Source organism: Nocardioides sp. 616 (genome assembly GCF_002930065.1).
GTDB classification, from domain to species: domain Bacteria; phylum Actinomycetota; class Actinomycetes; order Propionibacteriales; family Nocardioidaceae; genus Nocardioides; species Nocardioides houyundeii.
Genome location: NZ_POAG01000019.1, coordinates 259,402 through 279,321, shown reverse-complemented (window position 1 = coordinate 279,321; position 19,920 = coordinate 259,402). Strand labels below are relative to the sequence as shown.

At 72.1% G+C, this 19,920-nt stretch carries 18 protein-coding genes; 8 read left to right on the top strand and 10 right to left on the bottom strand.

Annotated elements, in window-relative coordinates:
- From C5H89_RS12585 to C5H89_RS12570, 4 genes are all read right to left on the bottom strand, one after another.
- Positions 1-2,948, bottom strand: a 2,948-nt coding sequence (locus tag C5H89_RS12585; RefSeq protein WP_205305002.1) for a DNA polymerase III subunit alpha, incomplete at its 3' end; no start/stop codon positions are given.
- The gene (locus tag C5H89_RS12580; RefSeq protein ID WP_104107530.1) at positions 2,938-3,399 is read right to left on the bottom strand and encodes an SAV_6107 family HEPN domain-containing protein; all 462 of its coding nucleotides are present in this window, start codon (positions 3,397-3,399) and stop codon (positions 2,938-2,940) included. The genes C5H89_RS12580 and C5H89_RS12585, both read right to left, overlap by 11 nt.
- A 10-nt stretch (positions 3,400-3,409) precedes the next feature.
- The gene (locus C5H89_RS12575) at positions 3,410-3,757 is read right to left on the bottom strand and encodes a DUF6504 family protein (RefSeq protein WP_104107340.1); all 348 of its coding nucleotides are present in this window, start codon (positions 3,755-3,757) and stop codon (positions 3,410-3,412) included.
- Positions 3,758-3,857: 100 nt separating this feature from the next.
- The gene (locus C5H89_RS12570) at positions 3,858-4,322 is read right to left on the bottom strand and encodes a hypothetical protein (protein ID WP_104107339.1); all 465 of its coding nucleotides are present in this window, start codon (positions 4,320-4,322) and stop codon (positions 3,858-3,860) included.
- A 233-nt stretch (positions 4,323-4,555) separates the two neighbouring features.
- Here C5H89_RS12570 and C5H89_RS12565 point away from each other — a divergent pair, with 233 nt between their 5' ends.
- A complete protein-coding gene (locus C5H89_RS12565) occupies positions 4,556-4,909 on the top strand; it encodes an ArsC/Spx/MgsR family protein (protein ID WP_104107529.1) in 354 nt (117 codons plus the stop codon).
- Between the two features lie 47 nt (positions 4,910-4,956).
- Positions 4,957-6,255: an NAD(P)/FAD-dependent oxidoreductase gene (locus C5H89_RS12560; protein WP_104107338.1), complete on the top strand. Its 1,299-nt coding sequence runs from the start codon at positions 4,957-4,959 to the stop codon at positions 6,253-6,255.
- 28 nt (positions 6,256-6,283) lie between these two features.
- On the opposite strand, the gene C5H89_RS12555 is transcribed toward C5H89_RS12560, so the two are convergent.
- Both C5H89_RS12555 and metF read right to left on the bottom strand, forming a co-directional pair.
- Entirely contained in the window at positions 6,284-6,892 is a 609-nt protein-coding gene (locus tag C5H89_RS12555; protein WP_104107337.1) for an SIMPL domain-containing protein, read from the bottom strand.
- Positions 6,893-6,917: 25 nt separating this feature from the next.
- Positions 6,918-7,808: a methylenetetrahydrofolate reductase [NAD(P)H] gene (gene metF / locus C5H89_RS12550; RefSeq protein ID WP_104107336.1), complete on the bottom strand. Its 891-nt coding sequence runs from the start codon at positions 7,806-7,808 to the stop codon at positions 6,918-6,920.
- Between the two features lie 59 nt (positions 7,809-7,867).
- On the opposite strand from metF, the gene C5H89_RS12545 reads away from it, so the two are divergent.
- Entirely contained in the window at positions 7,868-8,962 is a 1,095-nt protein-coding gene (locus C5H89_RS12545; protein WP_104107335.1) for a polyprenyl synthetase family protein, read from the top strand.
- Positions 8,963-8,992: 30 nt separating this feature from the next.
- On the opposite strand, the gene C5H89_RS12540 is transcribed toward C5H89_RS12545, so the two are convergent.
- Entirely contained in the window at positions 8,993-9,364 is a 372-nt protein-coding gene (locus C5H89_RS12540; RefSeq protein ID WP_104107334.1) for an Rv2175c family DNA-binding protein, read from the bottom strand.
- 148 nt (positions 9,365-9,512) lie between these two features.
- Between C5H89_RS12540 and pknB the strand changes: the two genes are divergently transcribed.
- From pknB to aroF, 4 genes are all read left to right on the top strand, one after another.
- On the top strand, positions 9,513-11,558 hold the full coding sequence (gene pknB / locus C5H89_RS12535) for a Stk1 family PASTA domain-containing Ser/Thr kinase (RefSeq protein ID WP_240181840.1): 2,046 nt from the start codon (positions 9,513-9,515) through the stop codon (positions 11,556-11,558).
- A 46-nt stretch (positions 11,559-11,604) separates the two neighbouring features.
- Positions 11,605-12,546: a deoxyribonuclease IV gene (locus C5H89_RS12530; protein WP_240181839.1), complete on the top strand. Its 942-nt coding sequence runs from the start codon at positions 11,605-11,607 to the stop codon at positions 12,544-12,546.
- Positions 12,539-13,429 carry a DMT family transporter gene (locus C5H89_RS12525; RefSeq protein WP_240181838.1) on the top strand — a complete coding sequence of 297 codons (891 nt, stop codon included), beginning with the start codon at positions 12,539-12,541 and terminating at the stop codon, positions 13,427-13,429. Before C5H89_RS12530 ends, C5H89_RS12525 begins: the two co-directional genes overlap by 8 nt.
- 87 nt (positions 13,430-13,516) lie before the next feature.
- The gene (gene aroF / locus C5H89_RS12520; RefSeq protein WP_104107332.1) at positions 13,517-14,566 is read left to right on the top strand and encodes a 3-deoxy-7-phosphoheptulonate synthase; all 1,050 of its coding nucleotides are present in this window, start codon (positions 13,517-13,519) and stop codon (positions 14,564-14,566) included.
- A 39-nt stretch (positions 14,567-14,605) separates the two neighbouring features.
- Here aroF and C5H89_RS12515 read toward each other — a convergent pair whose 3' ends face one another.
- From C5H89_RS12515 to C5H89_RS12505, 3 genes are all read right to left on the bottom strand, one after another.
- Complete coding sequence (locus C5H89_RS12515; RefSeq protein WP_275887118.1) at positions 14,606-15,613, bottom strand: GntG family PLP-dependent aldolase; 1,008 nt, start codon at positions 15,611-15,613, stop codon at positions 14,606-14,608.
- A 38-nt stretch (positions 15,614-15,651) separates the two neighbouring features.
- Complete coding sequence (locus C5H89_RS12510) at positions 15,652-16,953, bottom strand: 3-deoxy-7-phosphoheptulonate synthase class II (protein ID WP_101526100.1); 1,302 nt, start codon at positions 16,951-16,953, stop codon at positions 15,652-15,654.
- A gap of 168 nt (positions 16,954-17,121) precedes the next feature.
- Positions 17,122-18,579 carry an APC family permease gene (locus tag C5H89_RS12505; protein WP_104107331.1) on the bottom strand — a complete coding sequence of 486 codons (1,458 nt, stop codon included), beginning with the start codon at positions 18,577-18,579 and terminating at the stop codon, positions 17,122-17,124.
- 110 nt (positions 18,580-18,689) lie between these two features.
- Here C5H89_RS12505 and C5H89_RS12500 point away from each other — a divergent pair, with 110 nt between their 5' ends.
- Positions 18,690-19,892, top strand: coding sequence for a pyrophosphate--fructose-6-phosphate 1-phosphotransferase (locus C5H89_RS12500; protein ID WP_104107330.1), 1,203 nt, complete (start codon positions 18,690-18,692; stop codon positions 19,890-19,892).
- Positions 19,893-19,920: the final 28 nt, after the last annotated feature.

Sequence of the window (19,920 nt, the reverse complement as noted above, 5' to 3'; positions counted from 1 at the left end):
GCCCGGGCCGCCGGCGCCCCGGGCCCCCGCAGGCTCCGCAGCCCCCGCCCGCGGGCAGTCCGGTCCAGGGAGCGGCTGAAGCGGTCGAGCTCGGCCACGCCGAGCAGCAGGTCCCGGCGCGTGACCCGGGCACGGGAACCCACCTCGGTGTCGTCCGCCGCGATCCGGTGCACGGAGTCGAAGGCTCCGGCCAGCACGAGCCTCTCCACCACCGGCCGCGAGACGTGGGCACGGTGCCAGAAGTCACTGAGCGAGGCGAAGGGCCTGCTGGCCACGATCCGCTCCACCTCGGCGTCGTTGATCCCCTTGACCTCCGCCAGCGCCAGCCGCAGGGCATACCCCACCGGATCGTCGGGAGACCGCTCGACGGTGTACTCCCGGGCAGACCTGTTGACGTCGAGGGGGCGGATGCCGATGCCGAACTGGCGGGCGTCGTCGAGGATGAGCCGCTTGGGGTACATGCCCGGGTCATGGGTGAGCACACCGGCGAGGAAGTGCGCCGGCCAATGGGTCTTCAGCCAGGCGGACTGGTAGGTCGGCAGGGCGAACGCCGCTGCATGTGCCTTGCAGAAGCCGAAGGAGGCGAACGCCTCGAGCACCTTCCACACCTGGTCCACCACCGGCCGCGGATAGCCGCGGGCGCAGGCCCGGGGCAGGAACCAGGCACGGGTCTCGGCCATCCCCTCGACGTCGCCGAGAGCGCGCCGCTTCTCGTCGGCCTCGGCCAGCGAGACGTCCGCGAAGCAGGCGATGATCTCGATCACCTGCTCGTGGAAGACCACCACCCCGTGGGTGGGAGCCAGGATCGGGGCCAGGTCGGGGTGGAGGTAGGAAGCCTCCTTCCAGCCCTGCTTCACCTCCAGGTACGGCGTGATCATGTCGCTCTTGACCGGCCCCGGGCGGAAGAGCGAGATGTCGGTGATGATCTCCTCGAAGGAGTCGATGCCCGACTTGCCGACGAGCTCGCGCTGCCCCGGCGACTCGATCTGGAAGATCCCCAGGGTCCGGGCCGAGCTGATCAGGTCGTAGGTCGCCCGGTCGTCGAAGGGCACCTGCGCCTCGTCGTCGAGATCCACCTCGACCTGGTCGAGACGGGCGATCTCGTCGACGGCGTGCGCCATGGCCGACTGCATCCGGATGCCCAGCACGTCGAGCTTGAGCAGGCCGAGGTCCTCCACGTCGTCCTTGTCGAACTGGCTCATCGGGAACCCGGCGTAGCTCGCCTCGACCGGTGTCCGGTCGAGCAGCGTCATGTCGGAGAGCAGCACTCCGCAGGGATGGACCGCGATGTGGCGCGGCAGTCCGTCGAGGCGTTCGACGAGACCGAACATCAGGTCCAGTCGCTCCTCCCCCAGCCCGCTGGCCCGCAGCTCAGGCAGGTCACGCAGCGCCATCCGGGCGTCCCTGGCGCGGATATGGGGAAATGCCTTGGCGATCGCGTCGACCTCGCCCGGCGGCATGCCCAGCGCGGCACCGACGTCGCGGACCGCGTGGCGCACCCGATAGGTCTCCATCATCGACACGCACACGCAGCGCTCCCCGCCGTAGCGGTCGAGGATCGCCCGGTAGACCTCGAGGCGTCGGGCCGACTCCACGTCGACGTCGATGTCGGGCAGCGACTGTCGCAGCGGGGAGAGGAAGCGTTCCATCAGCAGGTTGTGGCGCAGCGGGTCGACGCCGGAGACGCCCAGGAGGTAGTTGACCAGGCTCCCGGCCCCGGACCCCCGGGCCGCGCACCGCACCCCCATCTCGCGGATCAGGTCGGTGACGTCGCTGACGGTGAGGAAGTAGGGGGCATAGCCCAGGGACCCGATGACTGTGAGCTCGTCGTCGAGACGCTTCCAGATCCGCTGCCGCGGCGCGTTGCCGTAGCGGGCGCCGATGGCAGCCTCGCACCGGGTCCGCAGGAGGGCATCGGCAGCCGGAGAGCCTGCCTGCCCGGTGGCGCCACGAGCCGTCTCCAGCTCCGGGAAGTGGATCTCGCCGATCCCCAGGTCGGCCCGGGGGTCCAGGGCGCACCGCTCTGCCACCTGGCGGGTCATCGCCAGCAGCTGATCGGCCTGCCGAGGGCCGAGCCCGGCGAGCCGGCAGATCTCCTCGGCGACCTCGGCCATCTGCCGGCCCGACTTCAAGAAGCCCTCGGCGTTGTCACGGTCCACGTGACGACGGTCCAGGGCGACCAGCCGCCTGGCGGCGTCGAGGACGTCGACTGTCGGGGCATCCAGCCGGTCGGCGTAGCGCACCGCGTTGGTGAGCACCGCCCCGAGACCGAGGTCGCGGGATCCGGCCGCCATCCGGGCCGCGTACGGAGCGCTGCCCGGCCCCCACCCGTCCGGGCCGCTGCCCACCCGGTGAGAGACCAGCTCGACGAGGAGGCTCTCGCGCGGCACGCAGGTCAGCCAGGAGTCCACCACCGCCCGCGCCAGGTCCTCACGGCGCCGGGCCAGGGCAGCTCCGAGCGAGGACGTCGGTCCCAGCAGCACCACCACGTCGCCGCTCATCAGATAGGGCGCCAGCAGCTCCAGGGTCGCCACCGGCCGTCCCCGCTCGCCGGCGAGGTGGACCGCCGAGACCAGCCGGCACACCTTCGCCCACCCGGCCCGCCCCTGGGCCAGCAGCGTGACCCGGGGCAGCCGGTCCTCACGGAACGCTCCCCCGCGCACCGGGCCTCGGCTCGGCGGCACCGGCCGCGTCCCCCGCCTGGGTCCGGCACCCATCTCGCACGCGGGGTCCATGGCGAGGTCCACCCCCAGGACCGGACGGATCCCGGCCCTGCTGCAGGCCTTGGCGAACTTCACCGCCCCGTAGGTGCCGTCCCGGTCGGTGAGCGCCAGCAGGTCCATCCTGTGCTCGGCTGCACGCTCCACCAGGGCATCCGGGTGCGAGGCGCCGTACTGGAGGGAGTAGCCCGACGCCACGTGGAGATGGGTGAAGGGATCAGGCGACACCGGTCCAACCACCCGGTCCCGTCGCGACCACGAGCCTCTGCTGCCCCACGGAGGTGTGCGGCACGAGCCCCAGACAGGACTCCACGACACCCAGGAAGCGGTCGGCGTCCCGGACCAGGTCATCGGCCTCCCGCTCGGTGACGGCACGGCTCGAGCCTGCCTCCGCGGCAGCCCGCTTCCCGGCTCCCGCAGCGAAGAAGGCTGCCCACTCGGAGAGCTCGGGGGTGACCTCGGCCAGCAGCACCCAGGCGTTCTTCTGGCGCCGTCGCGAAGGCGTCGGATGGGCGCGGGCCGCCAGCAGGGCCGCGGCAGCGCGCAGCGCCGCCACGTGGGCACACGCATAACGGGTGGGAACGTCCCGGGCGACCATCGCCTCCTGGAGGGACTGGGCCGCGCGGGCGAGGTAGGAGTGGGTGGTCGCGGGCAACAGGTGCGGGTTGGGCACCGTCATCGTCGTCACCTCAGTCCACGCATCCGACGAGCTGCCAGCGGCCGGCCGTCCCGTCGAAGGAGAGGTCGAAGACCCCACCCGCCGGAGCATCGTCGCGAGCCAGACCCCGCCCCGCCTCGACCCGCCACATCTCCCGCTCCACCAGCAGGTCGGCCCCACCGGTGCCGAGCGGCTCGTCGTCCCCCACCACGGCCCGGGCGCCCGAGGACTGCCACCACGGTGTCGTCTCCACCCAGTGGGCCACCACCGAGCGCACCTTCCACAGCCGGCCACGCCACAGGAACTGCTCCGGCGAATCGGGGTCGCCCCCGGGCACCAGCCCCTGCCGAACCTCCACGGGATCGTCGTAACGCCTCATGACTCCTCCTCCCGTTCGAACATTTGTTCGAACAAGGAAAAGGTACACCTCACCACCGACACCGGGTCAATGGATCAACCGGCGCCGGCGGCGCGTGAGCTCAGCTCTCGCGGAAGTAGCGGCTGGTGTCCTTGTGGAAGAGGAAGAACAGCAACAGCAGGCACAGGACGATCATCAGGACCGCCATCACCACGAACAGCGTCGGAATGCCGCTGGCCACGCACAGCACCGCCAGGAAGACGCCGAACACTGCGATCACCGCCAGCGAGAGCCGCGCCCAGGTGAACCCCTCGACGAAGAAGGCGACCAGCACCCCGACCAGCATCGAGAAGACCACGAACGAGGTGATCGCGACCGGGACGAACGCCGGGACCGTCAGGGTCTCGCGCACCGCGTCCAGGCCGCCCTCCTGAAGGATCACCCGCGCCCCGCTGTTGCCCTCGGCCCAGGAGGTCAGCAGGTCATCGGAGAAGACCCAGGTCAGCACGGTGATCACGCCCGCGGTCAGGACCAGCGCCAGCGCGACGAGGGTGACCCGGTTGACCGAGGCAGGCCGGACGATCATGAGTGGTTCTCCCAGGTGGACGAGGTGCGGCGCGGAAAGAGCGTGGACGGCGGCTGGCGCCATCCCTGACCAGGATCGCAGGACGGCAGCCGGGCACCGGCGGCGACAAGGCGTTTGGCCAGAGCCGCGCCGCAACGGTACCGGCGAGGTGATCGCCGGCGATCCCGTGGGGCCGGGCAGGATGGTGGCCGAGGACCTGCAGACCCGACGAACGAGAGCTCGAGGTGGAGACGATGGAGATCTGGCTCAACCCCGCCTGCAGCAAGTGCCGGGCCGCAGTCGCCGAGCTGGACGCGGCCGGGGTCGACTACACGGTGCGCCGCTATCTCGAGGACGTGCCCGGGGTGGAGGAGCTCGCCGAGGTGGTGGCCCGGCTCGGCGTCGAGCCCTGGCACCTGGCCCGCCCCGCGGAGAGCCGAGAGGCGGGGATCGACCTGCCCCGGGACCCCGAGCACCGGCAGGAGTGGCTAGCCGCCCTCGCGGCCCATCCCCGGGCGATCCAGCGTCCCATCCTCACCGCGAGGGACGGGACCACCGTCGTCGGCCGCGACGCCGACTCCCTGGTCCGGGTGATCGCCGCCGAGTGACCAGCCCAGCCGCGGCGCCTCCGAGAGGTCGGGACTAGCCTCTCGCCATGCGCGTGGTGGTGATCGGGGGCGGCTTCGGCGGCCTGGCCAGCGCCGCCCGGCTCGCCAAGCTCGGCCACGAGGTCACCCTGCTGGAACGCTCGCAGAGCCTCGGCGGCGCCTTGTCCTGGACCGCCGAGGCCGACTATCGCTGGGACTCGGGCCCCTCGACGACCCTGGTGCCCGCCGTGGTCCGCGACCTGTTCCGCAAGTCCGGCCGCCCCCTGGAGCGGGAGCTGGAGCTGGTCCCGGTCGAGGTGATCCGTGAGCACCGGTTCACGGACGGGACCTCGGTGCGGCTTCCGGGCGGCTCCCGGGCCCGACAGAAGGCCGCCTTCGACGCGCTCGGCGCCGGCCTCGGTGCGGCCTGGACGGCGTACGTCGACACCCTCGGCGAGGAGTGGGAGCTGCTGCGGCGCGACTACCTCGAGCGCCCGTGGGACCCCGCACTGGCCCGCCGCGAGACCCGGGACCTCCTCGAGGGCCGGGAGAGCCTGCGCCACAGGCTCCGCAAGGCGCTTCCGGACCCACGCCTGCGACTGGTGGCCGGCCACCCCCTCGCCATGGACGGCCACGACCTTCGCCGGGTGCCGGCGTGGCTGGGCACCGTGTCGTACCTGGAGCAGAAGTTCGGCGCCTGGACCGTCCCCGGAGGGCTGGCCCAGCTCGGCGAGGCCCTGGCGCACCGCCTCCAGACGCGCCGGGTGCAGGTTCTCCTCGGGACCCGGGCCGAGGACCTGGTGGTGCGCGCCGGACGAGCGGTGGCGGTGGTCACCGCGGCCGGCGAGGTGGACGCCGACGCGGTGGTCTGCGCCGTGGACCCGCACCGGCTCCCGGCGCTGCGAGCGCACGTGTCCAGGACCAGGCCCCTGACTCCGGGCCCGGTCTCCTACCTCGGCCTGACCGGCGAGGTACCGGACCTGCCCGCCGAGGTGGTGCTGCACGGCGACGTCCCGCTGGTGCTGCGCACGGGCGGGACCGCACCCCCCGGCGGGACCGCCTGGACGGTGCACGGCCGGGTCCCGTCCTCCGGCGACCTGCTGGCCACCCTGGCCGGTCACGGTCTCGACGTGCGTGGACAGGTCGCCGTACGCGTCGACCGCACCCCCGGACAGCTGCTCGAGCAGTGGGGCGGCTCCCCGCTGGGCGTCGCGTGGCAGGGACGCGGCACGGTGCGTCGCAGGCTCGGTCCCCGGACCCCCGTGCCCGGCGTGTACGCCGCGGGCGCCCACGCCACTCCCGGGTCCGGCCTGCCCTTCGTCGGGCTCTCGGCCGCCCTGGTCGCCCAGACCATCGGTCCCGCCTGAGCAGCCCGCCCTGAGCAGCCCGCCCGACCTACAGCAGCTGCCAGGTCACGGTGACTGCGGCGTCCAGCATCGACTCCCCCGGCTGGAGCCCAGCACTCGCCTCGTCCATGCGAGCGCTCCCTGGACTCCTCGGGAGCCCGTCCTCCAGCACGAGCACGTCACCCAGCCCCGCTCCGGCGAGCCCGGCCAGGTGCGCGGCCCGCTTCCTGGCATCGGCATAGGCGCTCTCCCGCGCCGCCGTGGCGGCCGGCCCGGGATCGGTGACCTCCAGAGCCACGGCCTCGATCCGCAGCGCGTCCCCGACCTCTGCGGCCAGCCCCACCACCAGGGCGGAGGCCGAGGGCAGGTTGGGACAGCGGATCCGGAGCCGGTGGGAGGCCTCGAAGCCGTCCGGGGTCCCGTCGGGGCCGGTCGTGGCCCACATCTGCAGCCCCGCGCTCGCGACGTCGGCCTCCCGGCCACCGGCCCCGGTCACGAACCCTCGGGCCACGGCCACGATGCCGCTCACCGCGGCGTCGACGCCGGCCACGGCCTCGGCCACGGTGGACGCCCGGTGGACGCCGACCACCGTGACCACGGCGGAGTCCGGGACCGCCGGTGCGGACCCGTGACCCGTGACCGTGACCGTGCGCTGCATGCGGCGAGACTAGCCAGCGCGAGGCTCACACGGGAATGCGCAGCGCCGCCCAGATCTCCCGGGTCGCCCGGGACCGGTTCAGGGTGTAGAAGTGCAGCCCCGGGGCACCCCCGGCCAGCAGCTCCGCGCACATCTCGGTGGCGATCCGGACACCTTCGGCGCGCAGCGCCGCCGGGTCGTCCTGGTGGGGCAGCAGCCGATCCTCGGTCTCCCCGGGAATGGCACGGCCCGACATCTCGGCCATCCGGCGCATCGAGGCGATGCCCAGGATCGGCATCACCCCCGGGATGATCGGGAAGTCCACGCCGGCGGCGCGGGCGCGCTCGACCAGACCGAAGTAGTCCGAGGCCCGCAGCACCATGTCGGTGATCGCGAACTCCGCCCCCGCGTCGTACTTGGCGCGCAGGGCACGGACGTCCGCCTCGAGGCTCTCGGCGTCGCGGTGCCCCTCGGGGAAGGCCGCGACCCCGACCGAGACCTCGGCCGCGGACCTGATGAAGGAGACGAGCTCGCTGGCGTAGCGCACTCCCCCCTCGGTCTGCACCCACGGGGTCCCCGGCCCGGCGGGCGGGTCGCCCCGCAGGGCCAGGACATTGCGCACCCCGGCGGCGACGAGGTCGTCCAGGATCTGGCCGATCTCCGCGCAGGTGTGCCCCACGCACGTCAGGTGCGCCATCGGCAGCAGGCTGGTCTCGCGTGCGATGCGACCGGTGATCGCCACCGTGCGGTCGCGGGTGCTGCCGCCGGCCCCGTAGGTGACCGAGACGAAGGTGGGCCGGAGCTTCTCCAGCTCCCGGATCGAGTCCCACAGCACCCGCTCGCCGGCCTCGTCCTTGGGTGGGAAGAACTCGAAGGAGAAGGAGTGGTCACCGCGGCTCACGAGGTCACCGATGCCAGGTACGGGGGCGGGACTCATGCGCCGAATCCTAGGGACGGACCACCTCTCCCCCCGGGGATGTCCACTGGCTAGTCTTCATGACTGTGTCCGCGCCGTCGCACGACCTCATCTCCTCCGGCTGGGACCCAGCGGCCTTCCGCAGCTCGGTCCAGGACGCGCTGGACGAGTTCCTCAGCGAGCAGGCCGACCGGCTGGCACCCCTGGGCCCGGACGCCGCGCGACTGCTCGAGGAGGCCAGAGCGGCGATGACCGGGGGCAAGCGCTTCCGGGCCGCGTTCTGCTGGTGGGGATACCGGGCGGTGCAGCCCAGGGTCGAGGACGAGGCGGCCCTGGTGCGGGCCTGCGCGGCGCTGGAGCTGCTGCACGCGAGCGCCCTGGTGCACGACGACTACATGGACGCCTCCGACACCCGCCGGGGCCGGCCCGCGACGCACCGGGCGTTCGAGGCCGAGCACCGCCAACGCGCCTGGCGCGGGGCGCCCGGACAGTACGGCGCCTCCGCGGCGATCCTGCTCGGCGACCTGCTGCTCTCCTGGTCCGACGAGCTGCTGCGGCGCTGCGGCCTGCCGTTCGCGCAGGTGGCTCCGGCACTGGAGGTCTTCGACCTGTGTCGCTCCGAGGTGATCGCCGGCCAGTTCCTCGACGTCTCGGTACAGGCCCGCGGCCACGCCGACGTGGAGACCGCGATGACCGTGCTGCGCTACAAGTCGGCCAAGTACTCCATCGAGCGTCCCCTGCACATCGGCGCGGCGCTGGCCGGAGCGACGCCCGCGGACCTCGCCCGGCTCTCCGGCTTCGGCCTGCCCCTTGGCGAGGCCTTCCAGCTCCGCGACGACCTCCTCGGTGTCTACGGCGACCCGGCGACCACCGGCAAGCCTGCGGGCGACGACCTGGTGGAGGGCAAGCGCACCGTGCTGGTGGCACTGGCGCTGGACGCCGGCGGGGACGGCGCCCTCGAGCTCGACACCGCACTCGGCCGCCCCCTGGACGCCGCCCAGGTGGACCGGCTGCGGCAGATCATCGACGCCTCCGGCGCCCATGACCAGGTCGAGGTCGTCATCGAGCAGCTCTGCGCGCTCTCCTTGACCGCGCTCGACCAGGCCGAGATCGAGGACGACGCCCGCGGAGTGCTGCGCGACCTCGCGGCCGCGGTCACCCAGCGCACCGTCTGAGGCGCCGTCTGAGGCACCGCCGGCGAGCCGTCAGAAGGCCATCGCCTGGGCGCGGCGCTTGACCTCCGCACCCCGGTTCTCGCGCAGCGCGTCGATCGGCCGGCCCGGCAGGTCCAGGTCGGTGAAGAGCCAGGCGATCGCCTCACGGTCGTCGTAGCCCCCGTCGTGCAGCACCGTCAGCAGGCCCGGCAGCCCCTTGGTGACCAGCCCGTCCTGGATGAAGTCCGCGGGGATCTGCTGTCCGGCCCCGGGACGCGGGACGGCCGCGGCCAGCTCGTGCTCGCGGATCATGGTGCGCACCCGGCTCACGGTCACGCCGAGGAGCTTCGCGGCGGCCGCCCAGTCGATCCAGTCGGGGACGAGGGCGTCGAGGTCGGCATCGGCCAGAGGTACGTCGTTCATGTGCCCATCGTGCCACCCACCGGCTCGCCGAGCCGAGCCGCGGAGGGGGCACGCCACGCCGGGATGGACTGCCGCGCCCGCTCGGTGGCCCACGTCCGTACGATTGGGCCACGGATTCTTCCCCGTCCGGTCAGTTCGGAGGTCCCTGGTGGAGCCAGACCAGCATGCGCCCAGCCGCACGCCCCGCGACTCCGGCGACCCCATGGTCGGGCGGACCCTGGAGCAGCGCTACCGGATCCTGAGGCGGGTCGCGCGCGGTGGCATGGCCTCGGTCTACGAGGCGGTCGACACCCGGCTGGACCGGGTGGTGGCGGTCAAGGTGATGCACCCGGGGTTGGGCGAGGACGAGGAGTTCGTGGCTCGCTTCGTCCGCGAGGCGCGTGCCGCTGCCGGGCTCTCCCACCCCAACATCGTCTCGGTCCACGACCAGGGCGAGGACGACGGGACCGTCTTCCTGGCCATGGAGTACGTCGCCGGCCACACCCTGCGCGACGTGATCCGCAAGGAGTCCCCGATGACCCCGGCGCGGGCGCTGGCGCTGCTGGACCCGGTGCTGTCGGCGCTGGCCACGGCCCACCGTGCCGGCCTCGTGCACCGCGACATCAAGCCCGAGAACGTGCTGATCGCCGACGAGCCGGGCCGCAACCAGGTCAAGGTCGCCGACTTCGGGCTCGCCAAGGCGGTCAGCGCCAACACCCAGCACACCGCCACCGGCGTCCTCATCGGCACGGTCTCCTACCTCGCGCCCGAGCTGGTCGTGCAAGGCCGCGCGGACGAGCGCGCCGACGTCTACGCGGTCGGCGTCATGCTCTACGAACTGCTCACCGGCACCAAGCCGCACGATGGCGAGTCGCAGATCCAGGTCGCCTACAAGCACGTCCACGAGGACGTGCCCGCTCCGTCGGCGAAGGTGCCGGGCATCCCGGCGTACGTCGACGCGCTGGTGGCCCGCGCCACCGCCCGGGACCGTGGCCAGCGCCCGGCTGATGCCAGCGTCCTGCTGCACCAGGTGCACCGAGTGGCGCAGACCCTGCGGGACGGACTGCTGGAGGACCCGGAGCTGGAGGCCGACCTGCGCCCGCTCCCCGTGCAGGCCCCCCTGGACGTGGAGGAGGCCGCGGACCGCGACGGGTTGGTGGACATCGAGGACCCCGCCGACGGCGACATCGTGCCGTTCCCCACCGAGGTCGACCACACCCGCCAGATCCAGACCCTGCCGGCTCCCGAGGCACCGCCGGCTCCCCCGGCCATCCGGCGGCTCCCGGCACCCCGGACCGACCTCCCCGACGAGCCGACCGACCGACCGCGGCGGTCGCGGCGCGGCCCGATCCTGCTGGCCGTGGCGCTGGTGCTGGTCGTCGGCGTCGGGGTGGGCGCCTGGTGGTTCGGCTTCGCGCGCTACACCACCACTCCGGGAGTCCTCAACATGGTCGAGGCCGAGGCCCTGTCCTCGTTGGAGGACGCCGGCCTCGAGGGCGAGCTGGGAGACCCGGCCTACTCCGAGACCGTCCCAGCCGGCGCGGTCCTGGCCACCGACCCCGACCCCGGCGAACGGGTGGTCAAGGGAGGCACCGTCACCGTGGTGCTCTCCCAGGGCTTGGAGCGCTACGACGTACCGGCGCTGGAGGGCATGGACCTCGATGCCGCCCAGGACGCGATCACGGGCCTCACCCTGACCTACGGGCGGGCCGTGGAGCAGTTCAGCGAGACGGTCGCGCCCGGAGTCGTGATGTCCTCGGACCCGCCCGCGGGCACCACCCTCAAGCCCGGCTCCACCGTCAACGTGGTGGTCAGCAAGGGTCGCAAGCCGCGCACGGTCACCGACTTCACCGGTCGCAGCGCCGACCGCGCCGAGCAGGTGCTGACGAAGCGCAAGTTGGTGGTGACCCGCGAGGAGGTCTTCAACGACGACGTCCCCGCAGGTCAGGTGATCAGCCAGGCCCCCAGCAGCGGGACCCTCTTCAAGGGCGAGACCGTGGCCCTGACCGTCTCCCGCGGTCCCGAGCTGGTCGAGATGCCCAACGTCGTGGCCTCGGGAGTGGACGCGGCCACCGAGCAGCTGGAGGCACTGGGTTTCGTCGTGGAGACCCGGGAGTCGAGCACCTACATCGGGCTGGGATTCGTGCTGAGCACCGATCCCGACGCCGGCGAGTCGGTGCCGAGGGGCTCGACGATCACCCTCAGCCTGATCTGAGCGCACCGGCCGGGGGCCGGCCCGCGACGGCGCCTAGGCTGGGACGGTGCCCCAGAACGCCCTGCTCGACGCGACCGCCGCCACCCCGCCCGCTCAGCCGTCCCCGGCCCAGCGCAACCCGGTGGGCACCCATGTGGTGGTGGGCAAGGGGCTGGTGGCCGGAGCACTTGCCAGCGCCGACGAGCTCGGCTGCGAGGCGATCCAGATCTTCGCGGGGAACCCTCGCGGGTGGGCCCACTCTGCCGGCGACCCGGTCCAGGACGCCCGCTTCCGCACGGCCTGCGCCGAGCGCGGCCTGCGGGTGTTCGTCCACGCCCCCTACCTGGTCAACCTGGGCTCCCCCACGGCCGCGACCTACGAGAAGTCCGCCGCCGTGCTGGCCCACAACCTGCGCCGGGGTCGAGAGCTGGGAGCAGAGGGAGTCGTGGTGCACACCGGGTCCTACGTCGACCCCGGCGACAGCGACGTGCGGTACGCCGAGGCCATGAGGCAGGTCCGCGAGTCGCTGCTGCCGATCCTGGAGACCCTGGAGGGCGACGACGCGCCCTGGCTGCTGCTCGAGCCCACCGCGGGCCAGGGCCGGTCGCTGTGCGCCGGGGTCGAGGACCTGGCGCCCTACCTGGCCGCGGTGGACCACCATCCCAAGGCCGGGATCTGCCTGGACACCTGCCACGTCTTCGCAGCCGGCGCCCCCCTCGACGAGCCCGGTGGGACCACAGCCACGGTGGACCGCCTGGTCGAGATCGCCGGACCGGGCCGGCTGCGCCTGGTGCACGCCAACGACTCGATGGACGTCCGCGGCGCCGGCAAGGACCGGCACATGCGGCTCGGCGAGGGACACATCGGGATCGGTGCGTTCGCCGAGCTGCTCTCCCATCCCGCGACGGCCGGGGTGCCGTTCGTGCTGGAGACCCCCGGTTCGCGCGAGGTCGGGAACCCGGACCTGGCACTGCTGAGGAGGCTGCGCGCGGATGCCTGGGGTGACTGAGCGACGTACCACCCTGGTCGCGAGCCTGGCCCTGCTCGCGATGACCGCGAGCTGGGGTTCCACGTTCTTCCTCATCAAGGACCTCCTGGACCGGGTGCCCACCCTGGACTTCCTGGCGGTCCGCTTCGCCGTGGCCAGCCTGGCGCTGTTCGTCCTCGCACCCCGGGCCGTGGCCAGGCTCTCGGCGGAGTCCCGGCGCCACGCGCTGGTGCTGGGTCTGCTCTACGGTGTCGCGCAGATCCTGCAGACCGCCGGCCTGGCGCACACCGCCGCCAGCGTGAGCGGCTTCATCACCGGCATGTACGTCGTGTTCACCCCCCTGCTGGCCGCCTGGATCCTCAAGACGCGGATCACCCGCCTCACCTGGGGTGCGGTGGCCCTGGCCACGGCGGGTCTGGCGGTGCTCACGCTCAACGGGCTGAGCCTGGGATACGGGGAGGCCATCACCTTGGTGGCCGCGGTGATCTACGCCCTGCACATCGTGGGTCTGGGCGCGTGGTCCAAGCCCGACGAGGCGTTGGGCATGTCCATCGTGCAGCTCGTCGTCATCACCCTGGTGTGCCTGACCGCCACCGCCCCGGACGGGATCGTGCTGCCGGCGACCCGGGGCGACTGGCTCTCCCTGCTCTACATGGCCCTGGTCGCGGGCGCCGCGGCACTCGTCGTGCAGACCTGGGCCCAGGCCCACCTGCCGCCCACCCGGTGCGCCATCATCATGAGCCTGGAGCCGGTGTTCGCCGCGCTCTTCGCCGTGCTCCTGGGCGACGAGTCCGTGACCTCGCGACTGGTCGTCGGCGGGCTCATGGTGCTCACCGCCATGGTGGTCGTGGAGATCGTGCCGCGGCGCAAGATCGAGGGCGAGGTCCCGCACCTCGCGGTCTGACTGGGTGTCCTGCCTGATGCCCTGGCGGCGCGGTCCACATCGTGGTGTGACGCGTGAGGCGCCGCGCTGCACCACTACCGTCGCCCCATGGTCGTCGTCATGTCCCCAGAGGCCACGGAGGAGGACATCGCCCGGGTGGTGTCCCGCGTCGAGGGGGTCGGCGGGAAGGCCTTCGTCTCCACCGGCGTGGAGCGAGCCATCATCGGCCTGGTCGGCGACCTGGAGTCCTTCCACCACCTGAACCTGCGCGCCCTGGGCGGCGTCGCGGACGTCCACCGGATCTCAGACCCGTACAAGCTGGTGAGCCGTCAGCACCACCCCCAGCGCTCCACGGTGTGGGTCGGCCCCCCGGAGCACCAGGTGCCCATCGGCCCGGACTCCTTCACCTTCATCGCCGGCCCGTGCGCGGTGGAGACCAGCGAGCAGACCATGGCCGCGGCCCGGATGGCGCAGTCCGCGGGAGCCACCCTGCTGCGTGGGGGTGCCTACAAGCCGCGCACCTCGCCGTACGCCTTCCAGGGCCTCGGCGAGGACGGCCTGAAGATCCTCAGCTCGGTCCGCGCCGCGACCGGGATGCCGATCGTCACCGAGGTGGTGGACGCCCGGGACGTCGACGTGGTGGCCGCACACGCCGACATGCTCCAGATCGGCACCCGCAACATGGCGAACTTCGGCCTGCTGCAGGCCGTCGGCACGGCCGGCAAGCCGGTGCTGCTCAAGCGTGGCATGACGGCCACCATCGAGGAGTGGCTGATGGCCGCGGAGTACATCGCCCAGCGCGGCAACCTGGACATCGTGCTCTGCGAGCGCGGCATCCGGACCTTCGAGCCGTCGACCCGCAACACCCTGGACATCTCGGCCGTCCCGGTGGTGCAGGCCACCAGCCACCTGCCGGTCATCGTCGACCCCTCGCACGCTGCCGGACGCAAGGACCTCGTGGTGCCGCTGACCCGCGCAGCCATCGGCGTGGGTGCCGACGGCGTCATCGTCGACGTCCATCCGAACCCGGAGACCGCGCTGTGCGACGGGCCCCAGGCACTGGTGGGCAGCGAGCTGCGCGAGCTGGCCCAGGCAGTGCGCCGGATGCCGCCGGTGGTCAACCGGGTGGACTCCAGCACCCGGATCAGACGCGCCTGAGCGTGTCGCGAGGCTCATCGGGGTGAGCCTGGTGGCTGCTCAGCTCGTGAGCTTGGCGAGCACCGTCGCCGCGCGCTGGGCGTCCTCCCGATCGATCCCGAGGTGGGTCACGAGTCGGACGGTGCGGGGACCCACGGTGGAGATCCTGATCCCCTCGGCCGAGGCGGCCTCGACGAGCTCGGCGGCGTCGCTCCTCTCGAGGACCACGATGTTGGTCTCCACCTGCTCCGGGTCGACCCCGCAGGCCTCGGCCAGGAGGCGCGCGTGCTCGTGGTCCTCGGCGAGCCTCTCCACATGGTGGTCCAGGGCGTGCAAGCCGGCCGCGGCCAGGATCCCCACCTGCCGCATGCCGCCCCCCATGCGCTTGCGCCACACCCGGGACTCGGCCATCGCCTCGGCCGAGCCGACCACCAGCGAGCCCACCGGGGCCCCCAGCCCCTTGGAGAGGCAGACGGCCATCACCTCGGCGCGGGCGCCGTACGCGGAGAGCGGGGTGCCGGTGGCGACGTGGGCGTTCCAGATCCGGGCCCCGTCGACGTGCAGGCCGACCCCCTGTGCGGTGGTGAAGGCGTGCAGCGCGTCCAGGTCCGCCAGCGTGAGCACGGTGCCGCCGGCGAAGTTGTGGGTGTTCTCCACCGAGACCGCCTTGGTGCGCACGAAGAACGGCCCCATGTCGGGGGCGAACATCCGCTCCACGGCCGGCAGGTCGACCCCACCGCGCGGGTGGCTCCAGGTGCGCATCGTGAGCCCGGTGTAGGCGGCGTGCGCCCCCAGCTCGGCGCGGGCGATGTGCGCCGACGACTCGCACAGCACCTCCTCCCCCGGCCCCACCAGGGTGCGGACGGCGAGCACGTTGGCCATCGACCCGGTCGGGGTGAACAGGGCGTCCTCGTGGCCGAACAACCCCGCCACCCGCTCCTCCAGGGCGCGGACCGTCGGGTCCTCGCCGTAGACGTCGTCGCCGACCTCGGCTCGGGCCATCGCGGTACGCATGTCGGGAGTGGGGCGGGTCAGGGTGTCGGAGCGCAGGTCGATGAGGTTCGTCACGCACCGATGCTATGCAGGTGCTGGTGGAGCCCGCTGCGTCAGGCCTTGCGCAGCATCTCCGCCACCAGGAACGACAGCTCCAGGGACTGCACCCGGTTGAGCCGGGGGTCGCACACCGACTCGTAGCGGTCACTGAGGCCGGCCTCGTCCAGGGCCTCGCCACCGCCGACGCACTCGGTGACGTCGTCCCCGGTGAGCTCCACGTGCACGCCACCGGGCCAGGTGCCCAGCGAACGGTGCACGTCGAAGAAGCCCTGGACCTCCTCGATCACGTCGTCGAAGCGCCGGGTCTTGTAGCCCGACGACGCCTCGAAGGTGTTGCCGTGCATCGGGTCACAGACCCAGGCGACCTTGACGCCCGCGGCATCCACCTTCTCCACCAGGGTGGGCAGGCCGTCGCGGATCTTGTGGGCGCCGAACCGGGTGATGAACGTCAGTCGGCCCGGCTCGTTGTCCGGGTTGAGCTTGGCGGCCAGCGCCAGCGCGTCGTCCGGCGTCGTGGTGGGGCCCAGCTTCACGCCGATGGGGTTGCGGATGTGGCTCAGCAGCTCGACGTGCGCACCGGAGATCTGGCGGGTGCGCTCACCGATCCACAGGAAGTGGGCCGAGACGTCGTACGGCGCCTGGGTCCGGCTGTCGATCCGGGTCATGGCCTGCTCGTACTCCAGCAGCAGCGCCTCGTGGCTGGAGTGGAAGTCGACCCGGTGGAACTCGTCGGGGTCGGCACCGATGGCCCGCATGAAGGTCAGGGCGCGGTCGATCTCGCTCGCCACCGTCTCGTAGCGCTGGCCCGCCAGCGAGTCGCGCACGAAGTCGGTGTTCCAGGTGTGCACCTGGCGCAAGTCGGCGTAGCCGCCGGTGACGAAGGCGCGGACCAGGTTGAGCGTGGCGGCGGAGGAGTTGTAGACGTCCACCAGTCGCTGGGGGTCGGGCTCCCGGTCCTCGGCGGTGAACGGGAAGCCGTTGACGGCATCCCCGCGGTAGGCCGGCAGGGTGAGGCCGTCCCGCGTCTCGGTGTCGGAGGACCGGGGCTTGGCGTACTGCCCCGCGAGCCGGCCCAGCTTGACCACCGGCACCGACGCCGCGTAGGTCAGCACCACCGCCATCTGCAGCAGCACCCGCAGCTTGTTGCGCACGTTGTCGGCCGTCACGCCGTCGAAGGTCTCGGCGCAGTCCCCACCCTGGAGCAGGAACGCCTCCCCCCGGCTGACCGCGGCCAGCTTGGTCATCAGGTCGTCGCACTCGCCGGCGAAGACCAGCGGCGGAGACTTGCGGAGCCGGGCCACCGCCCGGTCGAGCGCGGCACGGTCGCCGTACGTCGGCTGCTGGGCCGGGCCCATGGCATGCAGCTGCTCAAGGGTGGGGATGACGTCCGAGGACACGAGGGAGGAGTCGGGTGGGAAGGTGCTCACCGTCCCAGACTACGTCCGACGCGCGAGCGTCCAGGACCCGTACCACAGGCGTGGTCTGCTCCGCGTGAGGCTCGGGGCGGTCCCCGAGCACCCTCGTCACTCGTGGTCGAGGTGCTCGATGTCGCGGAAGCCGGTCTTCTTGGCCCGCACGCCGCGGTTGGTGAGCCAGGTCAGCGCCCACAGCACCACCCCGATGCCGAGCAGCCACAGCAGGATCTTGTACTGCAGCGGGTCCCGCTCGTCCCAGGGCACCACGAGCAGAACGAGGGCGAGCACCGCGCCCAGCAACGGGGTGAGGCCGGGCGACTTGAAGAACCCCGAGGCCGGGTCCCGGCGCAGCACCAGGCAGGCGATGTTGACCACGCTGAAGACGGCGAGCAGGAGCAGCGCCGTGGTGCCGGAGAGCTGGGTGACCACCGGGCTGTCCGACTCCCGCGCCACGTACCAGAGCAGGCCCAGGGCCAGCACGGTGGAGAAGAGGATGCCGACCCAGGGTGCGCGGGTCCGGGGCGCCACCTTGCCCAGGACGCGCGGCAGCACGTCCTGGTGGGCCAGGCCGTAGAGCAGGCGGCTGGCCATCAGCATGTTGATCAGTGCCGTGTTCGCCACCGCGAAGACGGCCAGGAAGGGGAAGATCCGGTCGATGGGGAAGTCGGGTGCCCCCTTGCTGACCACCTCGAGCAGCGCTCGACCCTCTGACTCGTTGATCGTCTCCAGCTCGCTGGGGGTCAGCACCGTCACCACCGCGACCGCCACCAGCATGTAGATGAGCACCGCGATGCCCAGGCCGGTGAGCATGGTCCGCGGGAAGATCTTCTGGGGCTCCTGACACTCCTCCACCATGTTGACGGAGTCCTCGAACCCCACCATGGCGAAGAACGCGATGGAGGTGGCGAGAGTGACGGCCATGAACATGCCCTGGTCGTCGGCGCTCTCGAAGGTGAAGACCTGCCCGACGTCGCCCTCCCCCTGGGCCATCGCCCAGAAGCCGACCAGGATCACGATGCCCAGCGCGGTCATCTCCACCAGGGTGAGGATCACGTTGAACTTGACCGACTCCCCCACCCCACGCAGGTTGATCAGCGCCAGCAACACCATGAAGGCCATCGCGATGAGCATGATGACCGTGGTGCTCGGCGCCTCGTCCAGCCATCCGTTGACCACCAGCCCGCCGGTGAGGTTCTGGGCCAGCACGTTGGCCGAGGTCGAGGCACTGGTGATGCCGGAGCAGACCACCGCGAACGCCACCAGGAAGGTGACGAAGTGGATGCCGAAGGCCTTGTGGACGTACAGCGCCGCCCCCGCCGCCTGGGGGTACTTCGTGACCAGCTCGAGGTAGGACAGCGCGGTGAGGGTCGCCACGACGAAGGCCAGCAGGAACGGGAGCCAGACCATGCCGCCGACGATGGCGGCCATCTGCCCGGTCACCGCGTAGACGCCGGCCCCCAGGATGTCGCCGACGATGAACAGCAGGAGCAGGCCAGGCCCCATCACCCGCTTGAGCCCGGGCTCCCCCGTGGACGTCGTGGTCGGTTCGGCATCTGTCTCGGCCATGTGCGCTCCTCGCCCCTCGAGCCACCGCCGATCACCGGCGCGCCCCGCCCACTGTGGTCTCCCACTGTGTCCTCGGGCAGACGGGAGCGCAACAACCTAGACTTCCCGGCATGTCTCCCAACCGTGTCGCGATCCTGACCGCCGGCGGCTATGCGCCCTGCCTCTCCTCGGCCGTCGGTGCCCTGATCGAGACCTGGACCCAGGTCTCCCCGGAGACCGAGATCCTCGCCTACCGGCACGGCTACCAGGGCCTGCTGACCGGGGACAGCGTCGTCGTCGACGAGGACGCCCGGCGCGGCGCCTCGATCCTGCACCGCTTCGGCGGCAGCCCTCTGGGCAACAGCAGGGTGAAGCTGACCAACGATGCCGACTGCCGCAGACGCGGGCTGATCGGCCCCGACGAGACGGCCCTGCAGGTCGCGGCCGACCGGCTGGTCGCCGACGGGGTCTCGGTGCTGCACACCATCGGCGGGGACGACACCAACACCGCAGCGGCCGACCTGGCGGCGTACCTGAAGGAGCACGAGGTCGAGCTCACCGTCGTCGGCCTGCCCAAGACGATCGACAACGACATCGTCCCCATCCGGCAGAGCCTGGGGTCCCAGACCGCCGCGGAGCAGGCGGCGCTGTTCGCCCGCAACGTGCTCGCCGAGCACGGGTCCAGCCCCCGGATGCTCATCGTCCACGAGGTCATGGGACGCAACTGCGGCTGGCTCACCGCGGCAGCGGCACGCTCCTACCTGGACTGGCACGCCGAGCAGGACTGGCTGCCGAGCATCGGTCTGACCCCCGAGCGCTGGAACATCCATGCCGTCTACGTGCCCGAGCTGGCGATCGACCTGGAGGCCGAGGCCGCCCGGCTCAGCGCGGTGATGGACGAGATCGGCTCGGTCAACATCTTCCTGAGCGAGGGCGCCGGCGTCTCCGACATCGTCGCCGAGCTCGAGGCCGCCGGCACCACGGTGGCCCGCGACGCCTTCGGCCACGTCAAGCTCGACACCATCAACCCCGGCAAGTACTTCGCCGAGGCGTTCGGATCCCGGATCGGCGCCCAGAAGCAGATGGTGCAGAAGTCGGGCTACTTCTCCCGCTCCGCTCCGGCCAACGCGACGGACCTGGCGCTGATCCGCCAGATGGCCGAGGTCGCCGTCGAGTGCGCCGTGCGCGGCGAGTCCGGGGTCGTGGGGAACGACGAGGAACGGGGCGACGAGCTGCGGGCGGTCGAGCTGTCGCGGATCGCCGGGCACAAGGCGTTCGACGTCGACCAGCCGTGGTTCACCGCCATGCTCTCCTCGATCGGACAGCTGCCCTGAGCCACCGGCTCCACCTCGGCCGCCGTCG

Bases quoted from the DNA above. Each gene is read 5' to 3' on its own strand.
- C5H89_RS12575 (WP_104107340.1), bottom strand. From the start codon at position 3,757: ATGAGGCGTTACGACGATCCCGTGGAGGTTCGGCAGGGGCTGGTGCCC.
- C5H89_RS12565 (WP_104107529.1), top strand. From the start codon at position 4,556: ATGGAGATCTGGCTCAACCCCGCCTGCAGCAAGTGCCGGGCCGCAGTC.
- C5H89_RS12500 (WP_104107330.1), top strand. From the start codon at position 18,690: ATGTCTCCCAACCGTGTCGCGATCCTGACCGCCGGCGGCTATGCGCCC.
- C5H89_RS12560 (WP_104107338.1), top strand. From the start codon at position 4,957: ATGCGCGTGGTGGTGATCGGGGGCGGCTTCGGCGGCCTGGCCAGCGCC.
- C5H89_RS12555 (WP_104107337.1), bottom strand. From the start codon at position 6,892: ATGCAGCGCACGGTCACGGTCACGGGTCACGGGTCCGCACCGGCGGTC.
- C5H89_RS12545 (WP_104107335.1), top strand. From the start codon at position 7,868: ATGACTGTGTCCGCGCCGTCGCACGACCTCATCTCCTCCGGCTGGGAC.
- C5H89_RS12505 (WP_104107331.1), bottom strand. From the start codon at position 18,579: ATGGCCGAGACAGATGCCGAACCGACCACGACGTCCACGGGGGAGCCC.
- C5H89_RS12570 (WP_104107339.1), bottom strand. From the start codon at position 4,322: ATGATCGTCCGGCCTGCCTCGGTCAACCGGGTCACCCTCGTCGCGCTG.
- metF (WP_104107336.1), bottom strand. From the start codon at position 7,808: ATGAGTCCCGCCCCCGTACCTGGCATCGGTGACCTCGTGAGCCGCGGT.
- C5H89_RS12510 (WP_101526100.1), bottom strand. From the start codon at position 16,953: ATGGGCCCGGCCCAGCAGCCGACGTACGGCGACCGTGCCGCGCTCGAC.
- aroF (WP_104107332.1), top strand. From the start codon at position 13,517: ATGGTCGTCGTCATGTCCCCAGAGGCCACGGAGGAGGACATCGCCCGG.
- C5H89_RS12540 (WP_104107334.1), bottom strand. From the start codon at position 9,364: ATGAACGACGTACCTCTGGCCGATGCCGACCTCGACGCCCTCGTCCCC.
- C5H89_RS12580 (WP_104107530.1), bottom strand. From the start codon at position 3,399: ATGACGGTGCCCAACCCGCACCTGTTGCCCGCGACCACCCACTCCTAC.